This is a genomic window from Caulobacter segnis (assembly GCF_029543125.1).
GTDB lineage: Bacteria > Pseudomonadota > Alphaproteobacteria > Caulobacterales > Caulobacteraceae > Caulobacter > Caulobacter segnis_D.
The window spans coordinates 39,393-59,571 of sequence record NZ_JARQWW010000006.1; the positions used below are offsets into that span (position 1 = coordinate 39,393).

20 protein-coding genes and 1 pseudogene are annotated in these 20,179 nt (G+C 69.5%); 2 read left to right on the forward strand and 19 right to left on the reverse strand.

Going from position 1 to position 20,179, the window contains the following annotated elements; genetic code table 11:
• Positions 1 to 39: 39 nt before the first annotated feature.
• The 19 genes and pseudogenes from P7B02_RS17275 to P7B02_RS17360 form a co-directional block, all read right to left on the reverse strand.
• Positions 40 to 2,916, reverse strand: coding sequence for a bifunctional [glutamine synthetase] adenylyltransferase/[glutamine synthetase]-adenylyl-L-tyrosine phosphorylase (locus P7B02_RS17275; protein WP_277787601.1), 2,877 nt, complete (start codon positions 2,914 to 2,916; stop codon positions 40 to 42).
• Positions 2,913 to 3,443 (reverse strand): BrnA antitoxin family protein, encoded by a 531-nt coding sequence (locus P7B02_RS17280; RefSeq protein WP_277787602.1) that lies wholly within the window; start codon positions 3,441 to 3,443, stop codon positions 2,913 to 2,915. Before P7B02_RS17280 ends, P7B02_RS17275 begins: the two co-directional genes overlap by 4 nt.
• Positions 3,444 to 3,470: 27 nt before the next feature.
• Positions 3,471 to 4,877 carry a sensor histidine kinase gene (locus P7B02_RS17285; RefSeq protein ID WP_277787603.1) on the reverse strand — a complete coding sequence of 469 codons (1,407 nt, stop codon included), beginning with the start codon at positions 4,875 to 4,877 and terminating at the stop codon, positions 3,471 to 3,473.
• A 9-nt stretch (positions 4,878 to 4,886) separates the two neighbouring features.
• Complete coding sequence (locus tag P7B02_RS17290) at positions 4,887 to 5,558, reverse strand: response regulator transcription factor (protein ID WP_277787604.1); 672 nt, start codon at positions 5,556 to 5,558, stop codon at positions 4,887 to 4,889.
• A gap of 94 nt (positions 5,559 to 5,652) precedes the next feature.
• On the reverse strand, positions 5,653 to 7,221 hold the full coding sequence (locus P7B02_RS17295) for a Do family serine endopeptidase (protein WP_277787605.1): 1,569 nt from the start codon (positions 7,219 to 7,221) through the stop codon (positions 5,653 to 5,655).
• A gap of 146 nt (positions 7,222 to 7,367) precedes the next feature.
• Positions 7,368 to 7,820 carry a cytochrome c-type biogenesis protein gene (locus P7B02_RS17300; protein WP_277787606.1) on the reverse strand — a complete coding sequence of 151 codons (453 nt, stop codon included), beginning with the start codon at positions 7,818 to 7,820 and terminating at the stop codon, positions 7,368 to 7,370.
• On the reverse strand, positions 7,817 to 9,796 hold the full coding sequence (locus P7B02_RS17305; RefSeq protein WP_277787607.1) for a heme lyase CcmF/NrfE family subunit: 1,980 nt from the start codon (positions 9,794 to 9,796) through the stop codon (positions 7,817 to 7,819). Before P7B02_RS17305 ends, P7B02_RS17300 begins: the two co-directional genes overlap by 4 nt.
• The gene (ccmE, locus tag P7B02_RS17310) at positions 9,793 to 10,296 is read right to left on the reverse strand and encodes a cytochrome c maturation protein CcmE (RefSeq protein ID WP_277787608.1); all 504 of its coding nucleotides are present in this window, start codon (positions 10,294 to 10,296) and stop codon (positions 9,793 to 9,795) included. The genes P7B02_RS17305 and ccmE overlap by 4 nt, the downstream gene beginning before the upstream one ends.
• Positions 10,293 to 11,369, reverse strand: coding sequence for a c-type cytochrome biogenesis protein CcmI (ccmI, locus tag P7B02_RS17315; RefSeq protein ID WP_277787609.1), 1,077 nt, complete (start codon positions 11,367 to 11,369; stop codon positions 10,293 to 10,295). The genes ccmE and ccmI overlap by 4 nt, the downstream gene beginning before the upstream one ends.
• Positions 11,370 to 11,477: 108 nt before the next feature.
• Entirely contained in the window at positions 11,478 to 12,815 is a 1,338-nt protein-coding gene (locus tag P7B02_RS17320) for a hypothetical protein (protein ID WP_277787610.1), read from the reverse strand.
• Positions 12,816 to 12,948: 133 nt separating this feature from the next.
• Positions 12,949 to 14,340 carry a sensor histidine kinase gene (locus tag P7B02_RS17325; RefSeq protein WP_277787611.1) on the reverse strand — a complete coding sequence of 464 codons (1,392 nt, stop codon included), beginning with the start codon at positions 14,338 to 14,340 and terminating at the stop codon, positions 12,949 to 12,951.
• Between the two features lies 1 nt (position 14,341).
• A complete protein-coding gene (locus tag P7B02_RS17330) occupies positions 14,342 to 15,013 on the reverse strand; it encodes a response regulator transcription factor (RefSeq protein WP_277787612.1) in 672 nt (223 codons plus the stop codon).
• A gap of 20 nt (positions 15,014 to 15,033) precedes the next feature.
• Positions 15,034 to 15,354, reverse strand: coding sequence for a PepSY domain-containing protein (locus P7B02_RS17335; RefSeq protein ID WP_277787613.1), 321 nt, complete (start codon positions 15,352 to 15,354; stop codon positions 15,034 to 15,036).
• Between the two features lie 101 nt (positions 15,355 to 15,455).
• On the reverse strand, positions 15,456 to 16,400 hold the full coding sequence (locus P7B02_RS17340; RefSeq protein ID WP_277787614.1) for a J domain-containing protein: 945 nt from the start codon (positions 16,398 to 16,400) through the stop codon (positions 15,456 to 15,458).
• A gap of 84 nt (positions 16,401 to 16,484) precedes the next feature.
• Positions 16,485 to 16,574, reverse strand: a pseudogene (locus tag P7B02_RS19730) (hypothetical protein); the annotation flags it as partial.
• Between the two features lie 37 nt (positions 16,575 to 16,611).
• The gene (locus P7B02_RS17345; RefSeq protein WP_277787615.1) at positions 16,612 to 16,827 is read right to left on the reverse strand and encodes a hypothetical protein; all 216 of its coding nucleotides are present in this window, start codon (positions 16,825 to 16,827) and stop codon (positions 16,612 to 16,614) included.
• A 243-nt stretch (positions 16,828 to 17,070) separates the two neighbouring features.
• Positions 17,071 to 17,559, reverse strand: a complete 489-nt coding sequence (locus P7B02_RS17350; RefSeq protein WP_277787616.1) for a YcgN family cysteine cluster protein — start codon at positions 17,557 to 17,559, stop codon at positions 17,071 to 17,073.
• 54 nt (positions 17,560 to 17,613) lie between these two features.
• The gene (locus P7B02_RS17355; RefSeq protein WP_277787617.1) at positions 17,614 to 18,177 is read right to left on the reverse strand and encodes a DUF805 domain-containing protein; all 564 of its coding nucleotides are present in this window, start codon (positions 18,175 to 18,177) and stop codon (positions 17,614 to 17,616) included.
• A 112-nt stretch (positions 18,178 to 18,289) separates the two neighbouring features.
• A complete protein-coding gene (locus P7B02_RS17360) occupies positions 18,290 to 18,529 on the reverse strand; it encodes a DUF5808 domain-containing protein (RefSeq protein WP_277787618.1) in 240 nt (79 codons plus the stop codon).
• A 313-nt stretch (positions 18,530 to 18,842) separates the two neighbouring features.
• Between P7B02_RS17360 and P7B02_RS17365 the strand changes: the two genes are divergently transcribed.
• Both P7B02_RS17365 and P7B02_RS17370 read left to right on the forward strand, forming a co-directional pair.
• Positions 18,843 to 19,133, forward strand: coding sequence for a DUF1330 domain-containing protein (locus P7B02_RS17365; RefSeq protein WP_277787619.1), 291 nt, complete (start codon positions 18,843 to 18,845; stop codon positions 19,131 to 19,133).
• Positions 19,134 to 19,313: 180 nt separating this feature from the next.
• Positions 19,314 to 20,048 carry an alpha/beta fold hydrolase gene (locus tag P7B02_RS17370; RefSeq protein ID WP_277787620.1) on the forward strand — a complete coding sequence of 245 codons (735 nt, stop codon included), beginning with the start codon at positions 19,314 to 19,316 and terminating at the stop codon, positions 20,046 to 20,048.
• The last annotated feature ends 131 nt before the right edge of the window (positions 20,049 to 20,179 follow it).

Below are 20,179 nucleotides of genomic sequence, written 5' to 3' on the forward strand. Positions count from 1 at the left end.
GGAGAGCGGCTTATCGGGGTTGTGGCAAGGCTTGAGCGCCTAGCCCACCACCGCCTTCATCGCGGCGTGGGCGTCCTTCTGGGCCTTGGCGATCTTCGTCTTCAGGCCTTTCAGGTCCTTGGCGCCGCCGGCGCGGGCCAGCAGGGCCTGGAAGGGTTTGGGCTCCAGGGCCGGGTCGGCGTAGTCGTCCAGGGCCACCTTCAGCACCTGCTGCACGGCCTGCTGCAGGTCCCAAGCCTGCTCCAGCACGGTCAGGGCCTCGGCGTCCGCCAGGCCAGCCTCGCGCATGGCGGCCAAGCTGTCGGCGATGTTCTGGTTCAGGGGGCCGCCGTCCGGCGCGTGGGCCAGCTGCAGGAACTGGGCGGCGAACTCGATGTCCACGAAGCCGCCCGGCCCCAGCTTCAGATCCCAGTCGCCCTTCTGCGGCTTTTCGCGGGCCACCAGGGCGCGCATCTCGCGCACCGCCCTCACCGTCGCCTTGCGATCACGCGGGCGGCGCAGGGCCGTCTCGACGGCGGCCTGGGCGTCGGCGGCGAAGGCCTCGCTGCTGGCCCAGACCACGCGGGCGCGGGTCATGGACATCAGCTCCCACACCTCCGCCTCCTCGGCATAGTAGCGGTCGAAGGACGACAGGCTCACCGCCACCGGTCCCTTGCTGCCCGTGGGGCGCAAGCGCATGTCGACCTCGTACAGGTCCCCCTCTGCCGTCGGCGCCGACAGGGCCGCGATCAGACGCTGGGTGAAGCGGCCGAAGAAGGTCTCCGCCCCCCAGCCCTTGGTCTCCGACATGGCGGCAGGATCGGCCGAGCGGTACAGGGTCATCAGGTCCAGGTCGGATCGCGCCGTCATCTCGCCGGAACCGCACTTGCCCAGGGCGATCACCGCCACCTCCCCGTCGGGAAAGGCGCCGCCCTGGCGCACGGTCTCGGCCATGGCGGCGGGGGCCAGGCCCCGGATCACCGCATGGGCCAGGTCGGCGAAGGCGTGGCCGCTGTCCGAGGCGCTGACCGAACCGCTCATGACGCGGAAGCCGACTCGGAACGCCTGCTCCCGATAGAAGCGGCGCACCCGGTTCATGCCGCCCTCGAAATCCTCGAGGTTCAGCTGCGGCGCGGCGTCGATCTCGATGGCGCCGAAGAAGCTGGGGTCCAGCAGGGCGTCCAGCGCCGCCGGCCGCCGGGCGAGGGTCTGGGCCAGACGCGGAGCGAAGGCCATGACCTGCACGATCAGCTCGAACAGCTTCGGCTGCGCCAGGAACAGCGACTGGATCTGCACGCCCGAGGTCAGGCCGGCGAAGAAGTCGCTGAACCGGTTGAAGGCCGCGTCGGGCGCCCCCGTGGCGTGGGCGGCGTCCAGCAGGCGCGGGCCCAGCCGGGTCAGCAGCTCGCGCCCCCGCTCCGTCCGCGTGGCCGCCACATGGCCGTGGTGCCAGCCCCGAATGGTCTGCGACACCCGCTCGGGGTTGGAGAAGCCCATGCGCTTCAGGGTCTCCAGCGTCGCCGGATCATCCTCCACCCCGGTGAAGACCAGGCTGCCGAACTTGGAGGACAGCGCCTCCTCCCCCGCGAACAGCTTGCCGTAGCGGCGGTTCACGTCCTTCAGGAGACGGCCCACGGCGGCGTCGAAGCTGCGCAGGTTCGCCTGCCCCCACAGGGCGGCCACCTTCTTACGCTCGGCGTCGCTCTCCGGCAGCTTGTGGGTCTGCTCGTCCGCGATCATCTGCACCCGGTGCTCCAGCGCGCGCAGGTCGCGATAGGCCTGGGTCAGGGCGTCGCGGGTCTCGCGCTCCACCCGCCCTTCCTGGGTCAGGGCGTCCAGCGCCGTCAGGGTCCGCCGGCCCCGGAGGTTCGGCCGACGCCCGCCCAGGATCAGCTGTTGGGTCTGGACGAAGAACTCGATCTCGCGGATGCCGCCGCGCCCCAGCTTCAGGTTCGCGCCCTTGGCGGTCAGGCGTTCATCCACCTTGTAGGCGTGGATCTGGCGCTTGATGGAATGGATGTCGGCGATGGCCGCGAAGTCCAGGTTCCGCCGCCAGATGAAGGGCTGCAGCCCCTTGATGTAGGCCTCGCCGCGCGGGATGTCGCCGGCCGCGCTGCGGGCCTTGATGTGGGCCGCCCGCTCCCAGTTCTGGCCGACGCTCTCGTAGTAATCCATGGCCGCGTCCACGGTCATGGCCGGCGGGGTCGAGGACGGGTCGGGTCGCAGCCTCAGGTCGATGCGGAAGACATAACCATCCGCCGTGCGGTCCTGAAGAATCTGCGCCGTGGCCTTGGCGATGCGGACGGTGACCGTCTCCATCTCCGCCCCTTCGGCCAGCAGCAGGGCCTCGGGCTCGTAGAAGATCGAGAAGTCGATGTCGGACGAATAGTTGAGCTCGAACGCCCCGTACTTGCCCATGGCGACGCAGAACAGGCCCGGGACCGGCCCCGCCGCGCCCTGGCCCAGGGCGGTCAGGGTCCCGCGCTCCACCTCCGCCCGTGCGGCCAGCTTCAGGGCCGCCTGCAGCGTGGCGTCGGCGAACCGGGTCAGGCTGCCGGTCACCGCGTCCAGGTCCCAGACCCCGCCCAGGTCGGCCAGGGCCGTGGTCAGATGCAGGTCGGCCTTAAGATGCCGCAGGCGCTCGCGGGCGGGCTCCAGCTCCAGGTCGCCGGCGGCCTCGGCCTCGGCGACGATGGCTTCGACCACCTTGGCCGGATCACCCTCCAGCGCCGCGCGCAGACTGGCCGGACGGCGCCGCGCCAGCCCCGCCAGATAGGGCGCGGCCGCGAACACCGGCGCCAGCGACGGCCAACCCGCCTCGAGCGAGGCGATCCAGCCGTCGACCGTGGCCGCCTTGGCCAGGATCTCATGGGTGCGCTCAGCGGCCTTGGCGTCGATCACCGGCCCGCAGGGTTGGATCAGCTCGACGAGTCTCACGCGATTTTACGCGCGATGGCCTTTTTCAGCGTCTCGTCGATCCTGGTCTGCCATCCGGGACCGCTCGCCTTGAAGTGCTCTAGAACGTCCGGGCTCAAACGCAGGGAGACGGCCGCCTTGGTTGGCGCCTTCTGCGGGCCGCGGCGCTTGGTGTTCTTGAACAGGGCAAGGACTTCAGGAGGCAGGACTTCATGTGGCGGCTTAGCGCGCGCAAAGTCCGATTCCGTCCATTCCGGATTCTCATCGTCGATGATGATTTCTTCGTCAGTCGGCTTCTGGGACATAACGTCGAAACCCTTCATACGCGCCCGGCGAAGACTGATCGCCCTTACCTGCCCATCACGAAGCGTGAACACCAGACAGTGCGGCTCTTCATCAAGAAGGCCGAACCCTCGAAACCGCGCCTCGCCATAGTCCAGGCGATCGTCTGGAACGATCGCCAAGAGATCGATTTCCGATGCCCGAGACAGGGAGACGCCATGCTTCTGACGATTGACCCTGTCCTTCTGCGCATCGAAGCTGAACATATTGTATCTACAATTTGAGAAAAGTCATCAGCTCGCCGGCGGGATCACGAAGGCGACGCGCAGGCCGGGGCCGCGGCCGTCATATTCCCCCGCGCCTTCGGCCAGCTCGATGCGGCCGCCGTGCGCCGCCGCCACAGCCGAGACCAGCGACAAGCCGAGGCCCGCGCCCGGCTGGCTGCGGCTGCGCTCCAGGCGCACGAAGCGTTCGACCACGCGGGGGCGGTCGGACTCGGGCACGCCCGGCCCGTTGTCGGTCACCGAGAACTCCACGTCGCCAGACGAACGCCGGCGCAGACGCAGCATGATCGCCCCGCCCTCCGGCGTGTACTTGATGGCGTTGTCGAGGATGTTGGCCAGGGCCTGGGCCATGAACTCGCGGTTGGCGTTGATGGCCAGGCCCGGCGTGATCTCCGCCTCGAAGGTCTGGTCCTTCTCCTCGGAGACGGCCTCGTAGAGCTCTGCCATGTCCGAGGCCAGGTCAGCCGCGTCGAACAGTTGCGGGTCGGGCGCCGAGCCCGCCGCCTGCAGCCGGGCGATGGCCAGCACGGCGTTGAAGGTCTTCAGCACCCCGTCGGTGTCCTCCAGCGCCTGCTCCAGCGCCTTCATGGGATCGCCCTTGCCGTTCTCGGCCTCGATCAGGGCCACCTCCACCCGCGCGCGCAGGCGGGTCAGGGGCGAGCGCAGGTCGTGGGCGATGGCGTCGCCCGCGTGGCGCAGGCCGCCCATCAGCCGCTCGATCCGGTCGAGCATGTCGTTCAGGCCCTCGGCCAGCTCGTCATACTCGTCGCGGGTGCCGCGGACCCGCGCGCGAGCCTTCAGGTCGCCGGAGCGGACAGCGTTCACCACCTCGGCCAAGCCGCCCATGCTGGCGCTGACGTTGCGGCTGATCAGGACGCCCCCCGCCAGGCCCAGCACGATCACCAGCGCCCCCGCGCCCCACAGGGCCCGGACGATCTTCATGACGTAGGACTCGGACTCGCCCACGTCGGCGCCCACGAACAGGATTTCGCCCTGGTCCAGGCGCACCTGATAGCCGCGCGCCGGGCGCTTCACCTCGGCCCCGTCCAGGTCGGTTTCGGTCAGGGTGAAGGTGGTCCACTTGTCCTTGGCGTCGCCGAAATCGGCCACCGGGCTCTCCTCGATGGAGCCCGACAGCCGCTTCCCGTCCGGCGTCATCAGCAGGTACAGGAACGGGCGCTCGCCCAGGGACCGCTCGACCAGGGTCTGGTTCAGGGCGTCGGCCCCGCCCAGGCGATAGGCCGCCTGAAGCGACTCCATCTCCCGGCTGATCTCCTTGTCCGCGCGGCGGTTCACCTCGCCGGCGGTGGCGATATAGATATAGCCGAGGAACGCCGCCGCCGCCGCCGCGAACAGCGCCAGGAACAGCAGCGTCAGCCGAAACGGCGTGGTGCGGAGAAGGCGCGGCAGGCGCATAGCCCGCCCCTAGGCGTCCAGACGGTAGCCCGCCCCGCGGACCGTCTGCAGCATCGGACGGTCGAAGCCCTTGTCGATCTTCGAACGCAGACGCGAAATGTGGACGTCGATGACGTTGGTCTGGGGGTCGAAGTGATATTCCCAGACCTTCTCCAGCAGCATGGTGCGGGTCACCGACTGGCCGGCGTGGCGCATCATGAACTCCAGCAACTGGAATTCGCGCGGCTGCAGGTCGATCTCCGTGCCGGCGCGATGCACCGTGCGGGCGATCAGGTTCATCTCCAGCTCGCCCACCTTCAGGGTGGTCGCCACGGCGCCGGTCTCGCGGCGGCGCGACAGGGCCTCAACCCGGGCGGTCAGCTCGGCGAAGGCGTAGGGCTTGACCAGATAGTCGTCGGCGCCGGCCTTCAGGCCGACCACGCGGTCGTCGATCTCGCCCAGGGCCGACAGGAACAGCACCGGGGTGCCGTCGCCTTCGCGGCGCAGGGTCTCCACGACCTCCACCCCGTTCATCTTGGGCATCATGCGGTCGACGATCAGCACGTCGAACTCGCCGTCTCGGGCGGCTTTCAGGCCTTCCTCGCCGTCGGGCGCGTGCAGACACTCGTAGCCGGCGTCGGTCAGGCCGCGCTTCATGGCGTCGGCCGCCTCCAGATCGTCCTCGATGATCAGGATACGCATGCTTGGAGCCCCCCAGTGCTCGACAGTCGCCCCGGCGATCCCCTCGCCGCAATGATTTCGGCGCGGAGGCGACTCACCTCCGCGCCGACGAAGTTTAGTTCGTAATCTTCAAGGGCAGGTAGAGGGCGCGGCCCTGCCGAACCACACCGAGCAGAACGCTGGTGCGGTTGGCCTTGCGCGCGGCGTCCACCGCCGAGGAGACTTCCGACGCCGAGGTCACAGCGCGGGTGTTGACGCTGGTGATCACGTCGCCGCGACGCAGGCCCAGTTCGCCGGCGTTGGAGTTGGCGGTCACGCTGTCCACGGCCACGCCGCGCACATTGGCGTCCAGGTTGAAGCGGCGGCGCGCCGCGTCGTCCAGCGGCACCAGCTGCATGCCCAGCACCGCCTGGCCGGCGGACGGAGTGTTCGGCGTGGCGCGGCCCTGGCCCGAACCGTCGCCGTCGGTGGAGGCGTTCAGCTCGCTTTCCGACGGCCGGGTGCCCGAGCGGACGTTGACCTTGGTGCGCTTGCCGTCGCGGATGACGTCCAGGCCGATGTTCTCGCCCGGCTTGGCCTTGGCCACTTCGCGGGTCAGCTCGCCGTTCGACTTGATGTCGACGCCGTTGACCGCCGTGACCACGTCGCCCGGCTTCAGGCCGCCGCGCTCGGCGGGGCCGCCCGGCACCAGGTCGGCGATGATCGCGCCGCGCTGGTCGCCCATGCCTTGCGCTTCCGCCATCTCGGCGGTGAAGGCCTGGATGGTGGCGCCGATATAGCCGCGGGTGACCTTGCCGCCGCTGATCAATTGCTTGGACACGCTCTCGACCAGATCGGCGGGGATGGCGAAGCCGATGCCCACGGAACCGCCCGACGGCGAGAAGATCGCCGTGTTCACGCCGATGACCCGGCCATAGATGTCGAAGGTCGGGCCGCCCGAGTTGCCCCGGTTGATCGGCGCGTCGATCTGGATGAAGTCGACGAAGTTCTCGCCGATGTCGCGGCCGTAGGCGCTGATGATGCCGGCGGTCGCCGTGCCGCCCAGGCCGAACGGGTTGCCGATGGTGATGACCCAGTCGCCCACGCGGGGCTTGGCGGCGTTCTCGAAGCTGACGAAGGGATACTTCTCGCCCGACTTGCCCTGCACTTTCAGCACGGCGATGTCGGTGCCCTCGTCACGGCCGACGATGGTGGCCTTCAGCTCCTTGCCGTCCTTCAGGGTGACGGTGATCTCCTCGGCGTTCTCGATCACGTGGTTGTTGGTGACCACGTAGCCGTCTTCCGAGATGAAGAAGCCCGAACCCGAGGACTGCTGGCGCGGCAGGCGCGGCTGGCCCTGCTGGGTCTGGCCTTCGCCCTCTTCGTTGTTCTCGCCCTGCGGCTGCTGCGGCAGCAGGCCGAAGGGCAGGCCCGGAATGCGCTGGGCCAGGGTGCGCGGATCGGCGCGCGAGGTCACGTCGATGGAGACCACCGCCGGCGACACCTGTTCGAAGATGTCGGCGAAGGACATCGGCGCGCCCGGGGGCGGCGCGAAGATCGGCGTGGTGGCGGACGTCCTCATCAACACCGGTCGCGAGTCTGCGTTGGCGGGGGCCATCCGAAAGCCCACGCCAGCCAGGGCTGCGCAGGCCACGCCCGCGCCCGCCACGGCGCCCACGATCATTCCGGTCTTCCTTGCGGCCATTCTCGTCTCTTTCCTCGTCCCCGGTGTTCGGCCGGGATTTGTCTCGCAGAGAACCTAGGTGCGATGCCTCGGGGAGCAAAGGCTCCCGACGTAACTTTCCGACATGCGCGAACGGCGTTTTTGAGGCGCGTTCGTGTCAGTCCGTTTCAGTCATTGTCCAGCAAAGCTTTCAGGCGGGTTTCTTCTTCGGCGCTTAGCCCCTCGGCTTTCTTAGGCCGACGGCGCAGCAACCCGAACAGCAACGCTCCGCCGGCCAGCACGATCCCAAAAGGCGCGAGCCAAAGCACCGCGTTTCCGGCTGAAAACGCCGGCTTCAGCAGCACGAACTCGCCATAACGCTCAACGAGGAAGCGTCGAATCTCATCATCGCTGCGGCCAGCGACGATTTCGCCTCGCACCACGCGCCGCAGGTCCACCGCCAGTTCGGCCTCGGAATCGTCGATCGACTCATTCTGGCAGACCAGGCAGCGCACCTCGCGGAACATCTCGCGGGCGCGGGCCTCCTGAGCCGGATCTTCCAGGCGTTCGGACGGATCGGAGGCCGCCGCCATGCACAGCACCGCGCCGATCACGGCGAAAAGGCGCGCCGCCGTCTTCATGCTTTAGCCCCTTCGGCCTTTGCCGGCGCGGCGAACCGCAGCCGCCGGTCGGACAGCGAGACCAGCCCGCCCAGCGCCATCATCAACGGCCCCAGGAAGATCAGCCGCACCCACGGATTGAAATAGGCCCGCACCAGCCAGGCCGGCTCGCCGTTCGGCCCAGCCCGCCGCTCGCCCAGGACGATATAAAGGTCGTCGACGCCCTTGAGGCACAGGGCCACCTCAGAGGTGGTCTGCCCGCCGGCGGGATAGAACCGGCGCTCCGGCTGCGCGGTGCAGACCGCCGCGCCGTCGCGCGTCACCCGCACCACGCCGCGCTCCGCCAGATAGTTGGGGCCGTCATGGACCGCCACGCTGTCCAGCCGCACCTCATAGGCGCCCAGGCTCAACCGCCCGCCCTGGGTCAGGGCCTCGGCCGCCTCCACCTTCCAGGTGGTCTCATAGACCGCGCCCAGCACGAACACGCCCAGGCCCGCATGGGCCAGGGTCGTGCCCCACGCCCCGCGCGGCAGGCCGGTCAGGCGGCGCTTCACTTCCGCCCCGGGAGCCTTGAACAGCTTGATGCGCTCGGCGATCTCCACCGCCGCCCCGCAGATCAGCCACACCCCGACGCCCAGGCCCGCGCTGGCCACCGCATGGCGCGGGCTGATCAGCACTACCGCCAGCACCGCGCAGCCCGCGGCGATCGCCGCCGCCAGGCCCAGACGCTGGGCCACGCCCTTGGCGTCCCCGCGCTTCCAGGCCAGCAACGGGCCCGCCGGCAGGATGATGAAGGCCAGGATCAGCAGCGGCGTGAAGGTCAGGTTGAAGTACGGCGGCCCCACCGACACCGTCTCCCCGCCCGTCGCCTCGCGGATCAGCGGATACAGCGTGCCCAGCAGCACCGTCGCCGTCGCCGCCGACAGCAGGATGTTGTTCAAGACGATGGCGCTTTCCCGGCTCACCGGGGCGAAGGCCCCGCCCGGCGCCAAGGTCTGCGCCCGCCACGCGAACAGGATGAAGCCCGCCCCCGCCGTCACGCCCAGAATGCTCAGCAGCATCACCCCCCGCGTCGGATCGACGGCGAAGGCGTGGACGCTGGTCAGCACGCCCGACCGCACCAGGAACGCCCCCAGCATGGAGAACACGAACGCCGCCAGGGCCAGGAACACCGTCCAACCGGTCAGCGCCCCGCGCCGCTCCGTCACGATGGCCGAATGCAGCAGCGCCGCCCCCACCAGCCAAGGCATGAAGCTGGCGTTCTCCACCGGGTCCCAGAACCACCAGCCGCCCCAGCCCAGCTCGTAATAGGCCCAGAAGGCGCCCAGCCCGATCCCGACGGTCAGCAGGCTCCAGGCCGCCAGGGTCCAGGGCCGCACCCAGCGCGCCCAGGCCGAATCCAGCCGCCCGTCGATCAGCGCCGCCACCGCGAAGCTGAACACCACCGAAAAGCCCACATAGCCCGCGTAGAGGAACGGCGGATGGAAGGCGAGCGCCGGGTCCTGCAGCAGCGGATTCAGCGACCGCCCCTCGACCGGGGCTGGAAACACGCGGGTGAAGGGGTTCGAGGCGAACGCCGTATAGGCCAGGAACAGCACGCCCAGCACGCCCTGCGCCGACAGGGCGTAGGACCGCAGCCCCAGGCGCAGCCCGCGCCCGAACACCGCCGTCGCCGCGCCATAGCCCGTCAGGGTCAGGCACCACAGCAGCATGGAGCCCTCGTGGCTGCCCCACGCCCCGGCCACGCGATACAGCATCGGCTTCTGGGTGTGGGAGTTGGCCGCCACGTTGGAGACAGAGAAGTCGGACGTCACGAACGCCCAGATCAGGCAGCCGAACGCCGCCAGCAGCGCCAGGAACGCCGCCAACGCAGCGCCCTCGCCCGCCCCGGCCAGCACCGGCAGGCGGCGGCCGCCGCCCACGCCGCACAACCCCGCCTGGACCACCGACAGGACCAGGGCCAGGACCAGGCAGAACGCCCCAAGTTCAGCGATCATTCGGTCGGCTTTCCATAGGCCTTGGGATCAACCGGCGGCGTACCTTCGCCGCGCCACTCGCCCTGCTCCTTGATGGCCTTGGCCACCTCGCGCGGCATGTAGCGCTCGTCATGCTTGGCCAGCACCTGCTTGGCCACGAACACGCCTTCTGTATCGAACGAGCCGGTCGCCACGATCCCCTGCCCCTCGCGGAACAGGTCGGGCAGGTCGCCCTGATAGACCACTTTCGCGCTGGCCTTCTGGTCTGCGACCACGAACTCCACGCGGCCGTCGGGGTGCTTCACCACGCTGCCGGCGGTGACCAGACCGCCCAGCTGCACGGCGCGGCCGGCCGGCACCTTCGCCTCCTGCGCCTGGGCCGGGGTGTAGAACAGCGAGATCGAGTCCCGCAGGCCGTACAGCGACAGCCCGACCGCCAGGGCCAGGACCGGCGCCGCCGCCAGGACCACCATCAGCCGCCGGCGCGCCGTGCGCGACTTGGGCCAGAAACTGAAACTCATCGCGGAACCTCCGCCGCCGCCGTCAGGGCATCCAGCACCTGCGGCTGATCCTTGTACCGCGCCCGCGCCTCGGCCAGCGTCGCGTCGCGCTTGGCCGCATCGCCCAGCACCGCATAGGCCCGCACTAGGCGCACCCAGCCTTCCGGATCGTCCGGCTGCTCCTTCAGTCGCGCCGCCAAGCCGTCGACCATGCCCTGAATGTCGGCGGGACTGACTTGGGGCTGCGCCGCCTCCGGTTCCGGCATGGGCAGGCGTCCGTCGCGCGCCACGGCGGCGATCTCGCCCTCCAGCACCGTCCGGCGCGGGTCGCCCGCCGGAATGTCCGGCAGCAAGCCGCGCCACAGGGTCAGGCCTTCCGCGGCCTCCCCCTTCAGAATCCTCCCCCGGCCCAGATAGTACCGGGGCGTCAGGGCTTTGGGATCGCGTTTGACGGCCTCGTCGAACGCCCGCACGGCGTCGTCGTTGATCTGTCCCCGGGCTTCCAGAACGAACGCCTCGCCCAGGGCGGTCCACAGGTCCACCCGATCCGGCGCCACGCGCAAGGCCCGGCGCAGAGCCGCCTGCGCGCCCGGCGCGTCGTCCAGCGCCGACTTCAGGATCGCCAGATTGCGCAGCGGCTCGGGATCGTTGGGCTTTTCCTTGGCCGCCGCCTCCAGCACCGCGGCGATGGCGTCCGGCTCCAGGCTGCGCGGGTCCGACGCCCGCCACTCGGCGATGCGCTTGGCGTAGGGCTGGTCCGGCTGATCCGGCGCGCCCACCAGCACATAGATGACCACCGCCGCCAGCGGAGCGATCCCCGCCACGATCAGCGCCGTGCGCCGGCCGCCCTGGCGCGTCGCCGTCGCTGCTTCATCCGCCGCCGACAGCAGCCGGCGGGCCGCCTCGGTCCGCGCCGAACGCACCTCGCCCTCGGCCAGCAGGCCGCGCTCGGCCAACTCGTCGATCTCCGCCAGCTGGCGCTTGTGCAGGCTCAGGGTTTCATCGCCGGCCGGAGCCGGGCGCGCCGCGCCGCGCAGCACCAGGGCGGCGGCGAGGGCCGAAACGGCGGCGGCTGCGATCCAGAACGCGATCATGCGCGCCTGTTACCGAAAAAGGGGAGCCGAGGCGAGCGCTCTGACGCCGCGCGTCTTGATGTGGGTCAATCATATCTCCTCCCCCGCTTCGCAAGGGAGGAGAAGAACTCAGGCCGCCGCCAGCCGCCGCCGCACGATCTGCGCGGTCTTCTCGTCGCGGGTGTAGGCGATGAAGTCCGCCGCGACCTCGAGGTACTTCCGGGCCCGCTCGCGGTCGTCCACCTCGTTGTCGCGCATCACCGCGATCAAATAGTCGATATAGTGGTCCAGCCGCTGGTTGGCCTTCTCGATCATCCGGTTGCGCGCGCCGGAGAAGCCGCCGTTGGCCGCCGCGCTGCGCACCTCGTCGGCGAAGGCCAGCAGGGATTCCGCCCGCGCTACCAGACGCGGGTTCGGGTCGTCGGTCATGCGCGGCGCGCCCCGGTTGGCCCCGCCCCGCAGGCGCGAGGTCTCCACCGGCAGGGCGTTGTTCACCGCCTCGCCCGCCCCGGTCATGATCCGCTCGACGCTCTGGGCCAGGCTTTCGCGCAGACGGCCCAGCCGCCCGCCCCACGGCCCCAGCCGCGTGGTCTCTATGGCGCCCTCGAACTCGAACACCTGAAGCAGGGCGCGCTGCACCATCTGCCCGGCCTTGCGCCCCGCCTCCACACCCTCATCGGCCTGGAACTTGCGGACGAAGTTCACGCAGTTGTCGATGTCGTCCAGGGTCCGCTCGCCGAAGTCGCCCAGCTCGGACTCCGCCAGATAGGTCTCGTGCGGCCGGTCCATCACCGCCGAGATCACCCGCAGGATCAGCCACGGCTCCGGCAGCGGCGCCGCCAGCATCTCGAAGAAGCGCGGCCCCGCGTCCGGCGCCACCTCCAGGGTGTCGCGATAGGCCAGGCGCACCGACACCGTCCGCTCCACGGTCATGCGGCTGACCCACTCGCTCAGCCGCGCCAGGGCGCCCCGCGTCATGGGCGACAGGTCCAGGCACGCGATCAGGGCGTCGCTGCCTCCGCCCCTGGAGAAGTCGTCACACAGCTCCGCCGCCGCCTTGAAGTCGGGCTGGGTCCGCTCCCGCAACCCCTTGGCCGCCAGGGTGCACAGGTCGTTCAGCACCTGCGGGCTGTCCATCTCCGCATCCCACGGGCCGCAATGCGCCGCGGCCTCGCGGATCAGGTCCGCGTGGTCCGCCTTCAGCCCCCGCCACATCAGGCCCAGGGCCCGGGGCGGGAACGAGATCTTGCTGCTGGACGACGCGAACAGCGCCTTCACCGGCGCGAACACCGCATTGCGCACAAAGCGGTCGGCGGCCTCGGTCTCGACCAGCTCGCGCACGGCCGCCAGGGCGCCGGAGCCCCCCTCGGCCGACAGCGCCATTTCCAGACTGCGGATCGCGGAATCCGGAGCCGTCTCCACGATGGCCCGAACGATCTTCAGCTTGTTCGGAGAAAGCGCGGCCATCGGCCCCCGGCTCGGTTGTCCTGATGGTCAGGACGCAGCTAATGCCCTGAGTCTAGGGCTAAATCTAATGATGCGGGCGACGAGGTTAAGAACGTGAAAACGACGTTCGCGGCCATTGCGCGCAGCGTGCTGCTCAGCTCTCGGCCATGGGCAATGTCAGCACGACCCTAAGCCCGCCAAGGGGTGCGTCATCCAGCTTGACCTCGCCGCCATAGGCCCGGGCCAGCTCATCGACGATGGAAAGCCCCAGGCCGGAGCCCGGCGCGTTTTCGTCCAGCCGCGTTCCGCGCTTCAGAACCTCGTCCCGGCGCTCCGCCGGCAGGCCCGGCCCGTCGTCGTCCACGGTCAGGGTGAAGCGGTTCGGGGCGATGGCCTCGGCGATCACCTTCACCCGCCGCTTGCTCCACTTGCCGGCGTTCTCGACCACGTTGCCGGCCAGCTCCAGGAAGTCCTGCTTCTCGCCCTGGAAGCACAGGTCGTCGGGGCAGCGCCAGTCGATCTCCAGGTTCTTGTCCTGGAAGATCCGCTCCAGCGCCACGGCCAGATCATCCAGCACCGGGGCCACCTCAGTCCGCTCGCCGCTGGTCTGCGACCGCGCCGCCGCCCGCGCCCGGCGCAGGTGGTGGTCCACATGCCCGCGCATGGCGTCCGCCTGCCGCGTGACCACATCGGCCAGCGGTCCCGGCTGCGCCTGGGCCTCGGCCAGCATCACCGAAAGGGGCGTCTTCAGGGCGTGCGCCAGGTTGCCCACGTGGGTCCGCTGCCGCTCCACCACTTCCTGGTTATGGGTCAAAAGGCCGTTCAGCTCGTCGGCCAGGGGCTCCAGCTCCATGGGATAGCGCCGGGCCAGCCGCTCGGCCTTGCCCTTGCGCACGTCCGCCACCTCCCGCTGCAGCGAGAACAGCGGCGCCAGGCCCACCTGCACCTGCACCAACACCGCCGCCACCAGGCCCACGCCCAGCAGCGCCACGGCGATGGAGGCGGTCACCGCGAACCGCCGCGTGTCCCGCTCAACCGGGCTGCGGTCCTCGGCGGCCATGAACACCACCGGCTTCGCCCGCCCCGGCAGCATGGATTCCAGCGCCGCCCCACGCAGGGGCTGCTCCAGCGGGCCCATGGTGTCGAAATAGACCGCCCGCCCGCGCTGATCATGCATCTTCTTGAGGGTGTCGGCGTCGACCTTCAGCTCGGCGTCGAACAGCGACCGCGAATAGGTCAGGGCCCGCAGGCCCCCGTTCCCGTCCGGCTCGGCGATCTGCCAGTAGCGCCCGGAATAGACCCGCAACGCCTTGGCGTCGGTCAGGGGCGGCGCCGTCACCGTGCCGCTGTAGTCCACCGACGAGCCGGCATAGAGATTGTCGATCAGCTCGGACAGGTTGGTGTCCATGCGCGCGATCGCCGCCTGGCGGAAGAACGCGCCCAGCCCCACGCTCGCCACCACCAGCGTCGCCAGGCTCCATCCCGCCGCGAGCAGGACCAGCCGGCGGACGAGTGACGGCCGCGCCAGGGCTTCGAGCAGTCTCAAATCAGGCCTCGCCCTCCAGCGGCGCCAGGCGATAGCCCAGGCCACGGACGGTTTCGATGCGCTCGGCGCCCACCTTCTTGCGCAGGCGGCCGATGAACACCTCGATGGTGTTGCTGTCGCGGTCGAAGTCCTGGTCGTACAGGTGCTCCACCAGCTCCGTGCGGCTGATCACCCGGCCCTGGTGCATCATCATGTAGTGCAGCAGCCGGTATTCCAGCGAGGTCAGGCGAAGCGGCTCGCCGTTGACGCTGGCCCGCGCCGCGCGCGGATCCAGCCGCAGCCCGCCGCAGGACAGGCTCGGCGCCGCGTGTCCCGCCGACCGCCGCAGCAGCGCCCGCAGACGCGCCAGCAGCTCCTCGGTGTGGAACGGCTTGGTCAGATAGTCGTCGGCCCCGGCGTCGAAGCCCGAGACCTTCTCGCTCCAAGCGCCGCGCGCGGTCAGGATCAGCACCGGGGTCGCCACGTTCTGGCGGCGCCAGCGCTCCAGCACCGACACCCCGTCGATCTTCGGCAGGCCCAGGTCCAGGATCACCGCGTCATAGGGCTCGTTCTCGCCCAGATACTGCGCCTCCTCGCCGTCGCCGGCGTGGTCCACCGCGTAGCCGGCGTCGCCCAGGGCGGCCTTCAGCTGCCGCGACAGGTCCGGATCGTCCTCGACCAGCAGGATGCGCATGTGATTTCCCTAGTTCGAACTCAATTGCCGCTGACGATCTGACCCGACGTGGCGTCGACGATGAAGTCGATGCGTCGCCCGTCCTCGGTCGCCCAGCGCACGCGGTAGTACTGGCCCTCGAGCCCCGCATCGAGCGGACGGCCCGGAACCCGGCGGGCGATGTTCTGGATCACCCGCTCCAGCGGAACCAGCCGGCCCTCACGGGCGCCGGAGCGCGCCTCGTCCTGCCGGGGACGCCAGTCGGCGCCCAGGCTGTCCTGGCGGCGGCCCTGCGCCTCGGCCGCGACCGGCAGGGTCACGGCGACAAGAGCGGCGGCGAATATGGCGGCGAAGCGCGTCATGACCCCCTTGTGCATGGTCGCGGCTGAATAGCCCCTGAACGGAAAGCTTTATGGAGCGACAGGTTCACACTGTCACGTTTCCGGCCTGTTTCAGCCCGCCGCTATTTCCGCTTCGGCGCGTAAGGCCGGTCCTTGCGCCAGACCTCGGCCAGCTTCTGCAGCTCCGGGTCCACGGTCTCGGGCAAGGTCACCACCAGCCGCGCCAGCAGGTCGCCGCGGTTCCCCTTGGCGTCCGACAGGCCCCGGCCCTTCAGGCGCAGGGTCGCGCCGCTGTTGCTGCCCTTGGGCACATTCAGGTTCACCGGCCCATCCGGCGTCGGCGCCTCGACCTTGCCGCCCAGCACCGCATCGGGGACCGAGATCGGCAGGTCCATGACCAGCGTCCCGTTCTCCACGCGGTACAGCTTGTGCGGCTTGACCGCCAATTCGATCAGGGCGTCCCCCGCCCCGCCGCGCCCCGGCTGTCCCTGGCCCTTCAGGCGCAGAACCTGGCCCTCCTGGGCCCCGGCCGGAATGGTCACGTCCAGCGTCCGCCCGTCGGAGAAGGCCACGCGCTTCTTGCCGCCCCGGATCGCCTCCTCCAGGTCGATGTCCAGCCGCGCGCGCACATCCGCGCCCTTGGCCGGCTGACCGCCGCCAAAGCCGCCGAACCCGCCGCGACGGGCGTTCGGCCCGCCGCCGCGCCCGAACATCTCGCCCAGGATGTCGTTCAGATCGACGCCCTCGAACTCGGCCTCGCCGCCGCGTCCGCCGCCGCGCTGCCCCCACGGGCCGCGTCCGCCGCCAAAGCCGCCCGCCCCGCCGAAACCGCCAAAGGTCTCGCGCCCGTCGGCGTCGATCTGGCCGGCGTCGAACTTCTTGCGCTTGGTCTCGTCGCCCACGATGTCGAACGCCGCCGACACGCGCTTGAACCGCTCCTCGGCCGCCTTGTCGCCGGGGTTCTGGTCCGGGTGGTTCGCCTTGGCCAGCTTGCGGAACGCCTTGCGGATCTCATCCGCGCTCGCGGTGCGCGAGACGCCCAGCTCGGTGTACGGATCGTTGGCCAACTAAAGGTCCCCGCGTGACTTGAGGCCCTCAGTTACGCCATTCGCAGCGTGGTTCAAGCCTCCAATCCCCCAATCCTCCCCCTCAGGGGGAGGTGGCCCAGAGGGCCGGAGGGGGCCTGCCGAGTCAGCAAAGTTCCCTTCCACCGCTTCGCGGTCCCCCTCCGCCCCGCCCACATGAAGCCCCCCGCCGCCTGCAGCAGCAGGGTCACGATCAGGGCCAGCGACACCTGCCGATCGAGGCGCCATCCGTTCCCGCCGTCAGGTCGGCCACGAACTGCGGCGACAGGTTGGCCGCATTGATCGACGTCGGCGCCCGCGCGGTTATCGTCCCCGCCTCCGCCAGCACATCGAAGGCCTCCATGGCCTCGTTGAACTTGGCCTCCACCGAAGCCAGCACCCGCTTGTCTCTGTCGGATCTTCCCGTCATGCCACAAACATACGAGACCACCGGGCGCCGCTGATCCTTTGCGCCGAGAAAGTGGGAAGCGGTTGTTTTTGTTGAGTTCAGGGGCCGGATATTCGGCGCGGACGGAGAGCCCTAAGCCCCCTTCTCCCTCGATGGGAGAAGGGTCGGGGATGAGGGTGATGCGACGTCGGACGAAAGCGCGGCTGAATCTCAGCAGCCACCCTCACCCCTGCCCCTCTCCCATCAAGGGAGAGGGATCAAAACCTACCCCTCGTACCCCTCGTCGCCCTTGTCCCGGTTCAGGTCCCAGGCGGCGAAGTCCAGCGCGTCCTCGGGGTCGTCCAGGGCCTCTTCCGTCACCGTCTGGCCGCGCACCGAGACGCCGGCCTTGTGGACGCTCTCCGGGTCGCCGGTGATCAGCGGGTGCCACGCCGGCAGGGTCTTGCCCTCATGCAGGCGCCGGTACGCGCAGGACGGCGGCATCCACTGCAGGTCCTCGATGTTGTACGGCGTCAGCTTGATGCAGTCGGGCACGTACTGCTTGCGGTTCGCATAGTCCTTGCAGCTGCACTTCTCGCTGTCGAACAGCTTGCAATGCACCCGCGTCGGGATGACCTCCTCGGTCTCCTCGTCCTCGAACCGCACCAGGCAGCACAGCCCGCACCCGTCGCACAGGCTCTCCCACTCGGGGACGGTCATCTGCTCCAGGCGCTTGTATTCCCAGAACGGACGCGATGACGGGTTCGGCGACATGCGCGGGGGAATAGCCGACGCGAGCCCGTTTGTCGCGTGCGGGGGTGACGCGGGCTAGGGCGCCTCGCCATAGCGGTTCGGCCCAGCAGTACTCGGCCGCACCAGCAGCGCCGCCAGCAGGAACAGGCACACGATGTAGAACACGTTGTTCGTGAACATCAGCATGAACAGCGAAAGGTCGACTTCCTCAGCCCCAAAGCTGGCGAACAGGCGCGACCCGACGATGACCCCAAACAGCATGAAAGGCGTGGGCAGCAAGCCGACAAATCCGCTCAGACCACTGTCGTGCAACCGTCGGCTCACCGCCGCGCCCAGCAGCACGATCCCGGTCAGGAAGCCGGCCCCTACCCCGGTGAAAAGCAGTCCCACGTCCGGGACCACACCCGTCGGGCCGTCCACCGACATCTCGTAGTAGCCGGGACCGCTGCGCACCGTGACATCCTCGGGATGCTCCACCGCATACGCATCGACCTCGGCCCAGAACTTCGCCATCGCCGGGACCGTGAACGACACCACCACGATCATCGACGGCAGTATAACCAGCGCCGCATAGGGCCAGAACGAACCTCGGCTCTCACGTCCCTTGAACTGGGTCAGTCGCCGCAGATTACCAAGCACGCCAGCCATGGTTCCCTCCGAATCCCATGCACACGCTAGCGTTGTCCCCAGCTCCGAGGAAGCGCTTCGGTTCCTGACTTGGCCGAACTGACCATCCCTCAGGCGAGAGACGTCACCCGCACGCCGCCCCCGTCCCGTGGACCAGGGCGATGACCACCATCGACAGCACCGCCGGCGCCAGCAGCATGGAGATCAGGATCGGCCCGCCCTTGGGGTGGGCCAGGTTCACCGTCCACCCCATGCCCGGCTCGCGCTTGGGGACCCAAAGCCGGGGATCGTCCGCCGCGAAATACAGCCCCCAGGCGCCCCAGTTCCGCGGCTCGCGCCAGTGGACTTCCATGTCCGTCTGCAAAGCCTCGCCTCCCGCTTTTATCGTTCTGGGACAGGACGTTATTCCCGTCCGGGGATGTACGGAAGCGCCCTTGTCCGCGCATGACGCCGCAGGGGTAGGATTGGGGTTCTGGGATCACGCGGGTGATGAAAGCTCCGCTCCCCAGGCCTTGTGCCTGGGGCCCCTGCGTCCGCCGACGCGTCGCATCAGAACAACCACCGCCGGAGCGGCGGAAACAGGGACCCTCGCCACAAGGGCGAGGGAAGCGGGTGGAAAACAGGCGCACCCACGATATATTTCGCACACAAAACAATCCCGCGCAGGAAACGCCCAAATGACCACCACCTACGTCGTCGCCCAGATCCGCTTCACCGACGAACCTTCGTACCGCCGCTACCAGGCCAAGTTCCCGCAAGTCTTCGCCAACTCAGGCGGCCGCGTCCTCGCCGCCGACGAGTCCCCCCGCCGCCTCTCCGGCGACTGGCCCTTCGACAAGCTGGTCATCATGCAGTTCCCCGACCCGGGCGCCGCCGACGCCTTCCTGGAAAGCGAGGCCTATCGCGAGATCAGCAAGGACCGCGACGCCGGCGCCGAGACGGTGGGGGTGATGGTGCGGGGGATTTGATACGGTTATCTACCGTCACCCTAGGCCTCGTGCCTAGGGCCCAGAGACTCGGCGTCGAAGGATGATCCGGAGCACCGACCGCCTCACCGCCTCCTTCTGAACCTCAGCCGTTTCTGGGTCCTCGCCACGAGGGCGAGGATGACGGATAGAGGGGCGGCGAAAACCACCCGAAAGCCCCCCATGCCCCATGTCATCCATCGCGGTCAGCGCATCCACTACACGGTCGAGGGCGACGGCCCGCTGGTGGTGCTTCAGCACGGCCTGTTCATGACCAGCGAGGATTGGCGCGAGCCGGGCTTCATCGACGCCCTGACCGCCGCCGGCTTCCGGGTCGCCTGCATCGACAGCCTCGGCCACGGGCTCAGCGACAAGCCCCACGACCCCGCCCTCTATGTCCAGGAACAGCGGGCCGGCGACATCGTGGCGGTGATCGACGACCTGGGCGAGCAGCGGGCCCACCTGATCGGCTACTCCATGGGGGCCTGGATGTCGGTGGGCGTGGCCAAGCACCACCCCGGCCGCCTCGCCTCGCTCACCGTCGGCGGGTGGGACCTGGTGGGCGGCGTGCCCCGGATGCCGGGCGGCAAGCTGACCTTCGACATGTTCATGGCCTTCGCCCGCAGCGTCGCCCCCGCCCTGACCGCCTGGGTGACGCCGGAGCTCGAGCCCGGCGTCCGCGCCTGTTTCGACAACCTGGCCGACCTGGACGGCGCCGCTGACGCGGTCCTGAACGGCGGCTTCCCGGTCCTGCTGTGGGACGGCCAGGGCGACCCCTACCACGCCCCGAGCCAAGCCTTCGCGGCGGCGAACGGGCTGCCGTTCCTGTCCACGCCGGGCGACCACATCGGCGCGGTGACCCAGCCCACGCCGGAGGTGTTGGCGGGGATCGCGGGGTTCTTGAAGAGCGCCGACTAACTCCTCCCCCGTGCAACGGGGGAGGGGGACCGCGAAGCGGTGGAGGGGCGACCGCCGCACAGAGCTCAGTCACGCCCCCTCCACCACGCTGCGCGTGGTCCCCCTCCCCCGCTTCGCAGGGGAGGAGATCA